We start from the raw sequence: 6182 nt of genomic DNA on the forward strand, positions 1-6182 counted from the left end.
TTCGACCAGCCAGAGAAAGCCGCGCCGCTCGTTGTGCAGCAGGTATTCGGTCCACTGCTCGTCATCATCGGTGCGCCGCATGGCGCCGATGACTTCGAACCTGGCACCGGCAATGGTGGCCTGCGTACCCAGTTCCAGCGTCAGCGCGGCCGCCGCGATCTTCTCTTGTGCGGCCACCACCTCGGCCTTGACGCCGGTCAGTGCGATCTGGCTGTGACAGGACTGGCACACCAGGTGTTCGGTCTGGCGCGGCAGGAAGCGAATGGCGGTGCCGCATGCGGGGCAGGTCATCGACCCCAGCTTGCCCTGATAACGATAGCTGCCGGCGCGCACGGTATCGTCGTCGCGCAGGAATTCACATTTGAGCGATTCCAGCGTGACGCTCTTGCCCTGGTACAGCACCGGCACTTCTTCATCGGAGAAATCCAGCGTGACAAAGCGATCCGCCACATGCAGGTCCGCTACGCGCGCCTGCCATCCGTCGCGCAGCCCCAGCGGCAGTTCGCCCTGGCCGCCAGTGCAACGCGCGGTCCGCACATCGCCCACCACATGGGGGATGCCGCCGATCTCCACGCGGGTCAGCGGCTTGAGTTCGTCGAAACGCGGCCAGGTTTGCGTGGCGGCGGTCCGCCGGGTCACCGTATAGAGCCCGGAGGCATCCGAGAGCCACCATTCCTGCTGGCCGTCGCCGACCTGCAGGGCCCATTCGTTCCACAAGCCGCCGTCATATTGCAGCTGGATGCGTCCGACCACGGTGAACGCCTGGCCCTCGATGAATCCGCTGGTGCCGATCTGGATGGGCGAATAATCGTCGAGCACCTCGGAGACCTGCCCCAGCGTGTGGGCAGCCGAGCCGTCCTTGTAGACGGTGGTGCGGCAATAGCTGCACACCGCCATGACCGAGGCCAGCGACTTGAATTCAGTGGGTGCCCCGCAATTGGGGCAGCTTGCTGTCTGCATGAGTCAACCAGAGAAGCGCCGGCAGGCGCAGGCCCGCCTGCCGGCGGGAAGCATGTGGGGAAAATGCAGGCGCACCTTCAGCCGATCAGTTTCTTCAGGACCTCGGCTTTGGCGGCATCGTAATCGGCGGCGCTGATCAGGCCTTGATCCAGCAACTGCTTCAACTGGCCCAGCCGCTCCGCGGGTGTCGGGCCGGCGGCGGCCGCAGGAGCCGCGGCCGCGTGGCCCTGAGCGCCCGCTGCGCCAGTCCCCAGGGCATCGGCCATGACCTGCCCCATCGAGACGCCCGTGGCCAATCCAGCCCCCAGTCCTGCCAGGCCACCTTCATTGCCGGCCGCAATCGGAATTGCCTCGGCCGCCTGCACGCGCGCATAACCGGCGGCCTTGGCGGCATCCAGGCCGCCCTTCATGCCGGCCGCGATGCGCTGGTCCAGCGCCACTTGCAGGTCATCCGGCAGATTGAAGCTGGCGATGTTGAACTGGTCCAGCGTCAGGCCGTATTGCGCAAAACTCAGGGCCATGGCATCGCGCACGGTGTTGGCCATGAGGGTCTGGTTGGCCGCCAGATCAAGGAAGGCGCTCTGCGCATTGCCCAGGGAATTGGCCAGCGTGGAGAGCAGGATGCCCTGCAGCTGGTCTTCAAAGTCCTCCCGGGTGTACACCTCGCGGGTGCCACTGATGCGCGAGAAGAACACGCGCGGATCCGACAGTGCATACGAGTACATGCCAAAGGCACGCACGCGGATCATGTCGAAATCCTTGTCGCGGATCGTGATCGGCTGCGGCGTGCCCCACTTGCGACCGGTCTGCAGGCGGGTACTGAAGAAATAGACATCCGACTTGAAGGGAGACTCGAACAGCTTGTCCCAATTCTTCAGGTTGGTCAGCACCGGCAGGGTGCGGGTGGTGAGCGTGTAATTGCCGGGGGTGAAGATATCGGCCACCTGCCCTTCGTTGACGAAGACAGCGAGCTGCGACTCGCGCACTGTCAGGGTGGCACCATTCTGGATTTCAAAATCCTGCATCGGATAGCGCCAGGCCAGCACGCCTTCCTGGTCCTCATTCCATTGCAGGACATCGATGAATTGCTTCTTGATGAATGATCCGAGATTCATGCGGTACTCCAGGGGGATGAAGGATGAACAACGAAGAGGTCAGGAAATGCAGGCCGCATTGATGGCCCCGATGCACAGCGAGATCGTGCCCATCAGGCCACCGAAGGCGACATTGTCGGTTTCGATATGTTCGCGTGAAATGCGCAGTCCGCGCGTGGTCACCAGATAAGCCAGCAGTTGCACCACCAGCGCACCGGCTGCCCAGGCAAAGAATTGCTGGTAATCGTTGGTATGCAGGATGGAGGAGGCGATGGTGAGCGAGAAGCCGCCCATGGCGCCTCCCAGCGACATCGCCGCAGCACGGTTGCCTTGTCGGATCAACAAGACTTCATCATAAGGAGTGACCCAGGTATATACCTTGAAAAAGACCGCCAATAGAATAGCGGCCAGCAAGAGATGAAGCGCGTAGTTGAGGATGGCAGGCAAAACGATTCTCGCGTGGTGGCATCAAGACCTGCATATTAAGCCATAAAAAAATTCATGATCAACAGAATACTGGTGTTGTCGATTTTCGTGGTCGCGTCGTGCGGCCTCGCCTACGAACTGATTGCAGGCGCACTGTCGAGCTACCTGCTGGGGGACTCGGTGCTGCAGTTCTCCACCATCATCGGCTGCTATCTGTTTGCCATGGGGGTGGGCGCGCATGTCTCCAAATACGTCAAGGATGAAGACGTGCTGGCGCGCTTCGTGGACATCGAGATCATGGTGGGACTGATCGGCGGCCTCTCGGCGGCGCTGCTGTTTCTCTCCTTCTCGTGGTCGGCAGCGCCCTTTCGCATCCTGCTCTACAGCGTGGTGTTCCTGATCGGCGCACTGGTGGGCATGGAAGTGCCGCTGGTCATGCGCGCCCTCAATGCCCGCCAGACCGCCTTCCGCGAGCTGGTGAGCACGGTGCTGACCTTCGACTATCTGGGTGCACTGGCCGTGTCGCTGCTGTTTCCGCTGGTACTGGCGCCGCATCTGGGCCTCACGCGCACCGGCTTCCTGTTCGGGATGAGCAACGTGGCCGTGGGCTTGTGGACCATCTACGTCTTCCGCGCCGAACTGCAGCAGGCACAGCGGCAGTTGCTGCGGGCCTGCCTGGTGCTGTTCCTGCTGGGGACCGGCTTTGCCGCCTCGGACCGGCTGGTGCAATGGGGCGAGCACGGCATGTACGGCGATGAAGTCATCTATTCCACCAGCACCCCCTACCAGCGCCTGGTGATCACCCGCTGGAAGGATGATCTGCGGCTCTACATCAATGGCAATCTGCAGTTTTCTTCACGTGACGAATACCGCTATCACGAAGCCCTGGTGCATCCGGCCCTGGCCACCCTGCCCTGGGCGCGGTCAGTGCTGGTGCTGGGCGGAGGCGACGGACTGGCCCTGCGCGAGATCCTGCGCCATCCCGGTATCCGGGAGGTGACGCTGGTGGATCTCGATCCGGCGATGACGCAAGCCTTCCGGCAACGTCCGGAACTGGTGGCGCTGAACAAGGGCGCGTTGTCCGATCCGCGCGTGAAGGTCATCAATGCCGATGCCGCCGTGTGGTTGCAGAACAGTACGCAGACCTTCGACCTGGCCATCGTCGACTTCCCCGATCCTTCCAGTTTTGCGCTGGGCAAGCTGTTCTCGGTGCCGTTCTACGGCGTGCTCAAGAAGCACATCTCGGCCAATGGCCTGATCGTGGTGCAGGCGACTTCGCCCTATTTCGCCCCGCATGCCTACTGGTCCATCGACGCCACGCTGCGCGAGGCGCAATGGAAGACCTATCCCTATCACCTCTACGTACCGTCCTTCGGTGAATGGGGCTTCATCCTGGCTTCGCCGCAGCGAGATTATGTTCCACCCACCACCTATGCGCAGCCGATGCGCTATCTCAACGGGGCCACCACGGCCGAGATGTTCCGCTTCCCGCCCGACATGCCGCGTGTGGAGGTCGAGCCCAACCGGCTCAACAACCAGTCGCTGGTGCGCTACTTCGAGCAGGACTGGCATCAGGTGGTGCGCTGATGCAGCGGCGCAGCTTCGTCCTGGGCGCAGCCGTTGCGGCGGGCGCGGCCACGCTGGGCGCGGGTGGCGTCCTGCAGAAATGGCGGGAAGTCGATCCCGGCATTCGCACACCGGGCCGCGCGGAAGGCCACTTCCTGCGCGATCTGGCCAGGCATCCCGGCCGCCTGCCGGTCCCTTCGGAGATCATCGAGACCGACATCGCCATCCTCGGCTCGGGAGTGGCCGGCCTGACCGCAGCCTGGAAGCTGGAACGCTCGGGCCATCAGGATTTCCTCCTGATCGACGGCCCGGAAGCCGACGGCAATGCCGCCGGGGCCCGCTACGGCCAGGCCGGTGAATACGCCTGCCCGACCGGGGCCCACTATCTGCCGCTGCCCTCGCAGGAATGCCTGCACGTGCGCGAAATTCTCTCCGACCTGAGCGTGATCCTGCGCGACGCCCAGGCCGAGCGCCCCTATTACGACGAACGCTATCTGCTGCACGCACCGGATGAACGGCTGCTGGTCGACGGGCACTGGTACGAAGGCCTGCTGCCGCCCTTGCAGCCGGGCGAACAGGAAGAGCTGGATCGTTTCAACCGCAGCATGGACAGTCTGCGCGCCAGCCGCGATGCCCGGGGACGGCGCGCGTTCATGCTGCCGTCCGCGCAGGCCTCGGACGACCCGCGCTGGCTGGCGCTGGACCGCATCACCATGCGGCAATGGCTGGAGCAGGAAGGCTATCGCTCCCCTGCCCTGCACTGGCTGGCCAACTACGGTTGCCGTGACGACTACGGCGCACGCTACGACCAAGTCTCGGCCTGGGCCGGCCTGCATTATTTCTGCAGCCGCAGCGGCCAGGCGGCCAATGCCGCCGACGGCGCCTGGCTGACCTGGCCGGGGGGCTTGCAGCCGCTGGCCGAGGGACTGGCGCGCCGCATCGGCCCGCGCCGCCGCCCCGGCACGGTGCTGCAGCTGCAAGAAACTTCGCGTGGAATCGAAGCGCTTTGCATGGTCCTGCGCGATGGCCAGGCCACCAGCTTCCTGCTGCGCGCGCGCAAGGCCGTCTGCGCCATGCCGCTGTTCGTCGCGGCGCGCATCACACCGGCCATGGCCACGCTGGGCTTCGATCCCGCGCAACACCTGCCGGCCCGCGCGCCGTGGCTGGTGGCCAACTTCCTGCTCAAGCGCTTCCCCAAGGAAAAACCCGAGGCACCGCTGTCCTGGGATAACGTGGTCCAGCGTGAACCGGGCCTGGGCTATGTCGTTTCGACCCATCAGGATATCCGCGTCCATCCGCCGCAACAGACGGTGTTCACCTCCTATGTGGCGCTGACGCATCTGGCCCCGGATCAGGCCCGGCGCTGGATGGACCAGGCCACGCCGGCCCAGTTGCTGGCACTGGCCATGGAAGACTTGCAGCAGGCATATGGCTGGCAATTCGGTGCTGCGGTGGAGCGCGTGGATATTACGCTGCGGGCACATGCGATGGCGATCCCCACGCCCGGTTTCCGCAGCAATGCGGGACTGAGAAAATTGCAGCAGGCAGACGGCAAGATCCTCTTCGCGCATGCCGACCTGTCCGGTTTTTCGCTGTTTGAAGAAGCCAGCTGGTGGGGCTATCAGGCCGCCCTCAAAGCGCTGAAGACCTGAGGCTGCAGCCGTCGCTGGAATGACAAACGGCCCGCGAGGGGCCGTTTGTCATGGGTCCGCAGCCACTCAGTGCGGCAGCGTCGGGCCGGCCGGCGTGACGTCGATCTCGCGCCGCACCAGCGTCTCGCCCTCATTGATCCGGAACACGCTGACCATCTGCGCCAGCCGTCCCGCCTGGTTCTGCATCGAAGCCGCTGCGGCCGCAGCCTGCTCGACCAGCGCTGCATTCTGCTGGGTTACCTGGTCCATCTGCGTGATGGCCAGGTTGATCTGCTCGATGCCACTGGTCTGCTCGGCGCTGGCGGCGCTGATCTCGGCCACGATGTCGGTCACGTGGCGCACGCTGCTGACCACTTCCTGCATGGTGACGCCGGCCTGCTCGACCAGGCGGCTGCCGTCGCCGACCTTCTCCACCGAATCGTTGATCAGTTCCTTGATCTCCTTGGCCGCACCGGCCGAGCGCTGGGCCAGTGAGCGCACTTCC

The 6182-nt window shown here is 64.3% G+C and carries 6 protein-coding genes; 2 read left to right on the forward strand and 4 right to left on the reverse strand.

The genetic code is table 11. The features are described from left to right. The 3 genes from B3873_RS24015 to B3873_RS24025 form a co-directional block, all read right to left on the reverse strand. A partial coding sequence (locus B3873_RS24015) for a DUF4178 domain-containing protein (protein ID WP_286869461.1) occupies positions 1 to 960 on the reverse strand: 960 nt, incomplete at its 3' end. A gap of 77 nt (positions 961 to 1037) precedes the next feature. After that, positions 1038 to 2075 carry an SPFH domain-containing protein gene (locus B3873_RS24020; protein WP_034335119.1) on the reverse strand — a complete coding sequence of 346 codons (1038 nt, stop codon included), beginning with the start codon at positions 2073 to 2075 and terminating at the stop codon, positions 1038 to 1040. Between the two features lie 39 nt (positions 2076 to 2114). Continuing rightward, positions 2115 to 2501: a DUF350 domain-containing protein gene (locus B3873_RS24025; RefSeq protein ID WP_039785084.1), complete on the reverse strand. Its 387-nt coding sequence runs from the start codon at positions 2499 to 2501 to the stop codon at positions 2115 to 2117. Positions 2502 to 2555: 54 nt separating this feature from the next. On the opposite strand from B3873_RS24025, the gene B3873_RS24030 reads away from it, so the two are divergent. Both B3873_RS24030 and B3873_RS24035 read left to right on the forward strand, forming a co-directional pair. Next, a complete protein-coding gene (locus tag B3873_RS24030; RefSeq protein WP_286869464.1) occupies positions 2556 to 4067 on the forward strand; it encodes a polyamine aminopropyltransferase in 1512 nt (503 codons plus the stop codon). Further along, complete coding sequence (locus B3873_RS24035; protein ID WP_286869465.1) at positions 4067 to 5698, forward strand: NAD(P)/FAD-dependent oxidoreductase; 1632 nt, start codon at positions 4067 to 4069, stop codon at positions 5696 to 5698. The genes B3873_RS24030 and B3873_RS24035 overlap by 1 nt, the downstream gene beginning before the upstream one ends. Before the next feature lie 66 nt (positions 5699 to 5764). Here B3873_RS24035 and B3873_RS24040 read toward each other — a convergent pair. Then, a partial coding sequence (locus tag B3873_RS24040; protein WP_286869467.1) for a methyl-accepting chemotaxis protein occupies positions 5765 to 6182 on the reverse strand: 418 nt, incomplete at its 5' end.

Source organism: Herbaspirillum sp. UBA812, assembly GCF_002296545.1.
In the GTDB taxonomy this organism is placed as follows: Bacteria; Pseudomonadota; Gammaproteobacteria; order Burkholderiales; family Burkholderiaceae_D; genus Herbaspirillum; species Herbaspirillum huttiense.

What these genes read in the sequence shown, in the direction of transcription:
- B3873_RS24020 (WP_034335119.1), bottom strand. Translation starts at nt 2,075, where the DNA reads ATGAATCTCGGATCATTCATCAAGAAGCAATTCATCGATGTCCTGCAA.
- B3873_RS24035 (WP_286869465.1), top strand. Translation starts at nt 4,067, where the DNA reads ATGCAGCGGCGCAGCTTCGTCCTGGGCGCAGCCGTTGCGGCGGGCGCG.
- B3873_RS24030 (WP_286869464.1), top strand. Translation starts at nt 2,556, where the DNA reads ATGATCAACAGAATACTGGTGTTGTCGATTTTCGTGGTCGCGTCGTGC.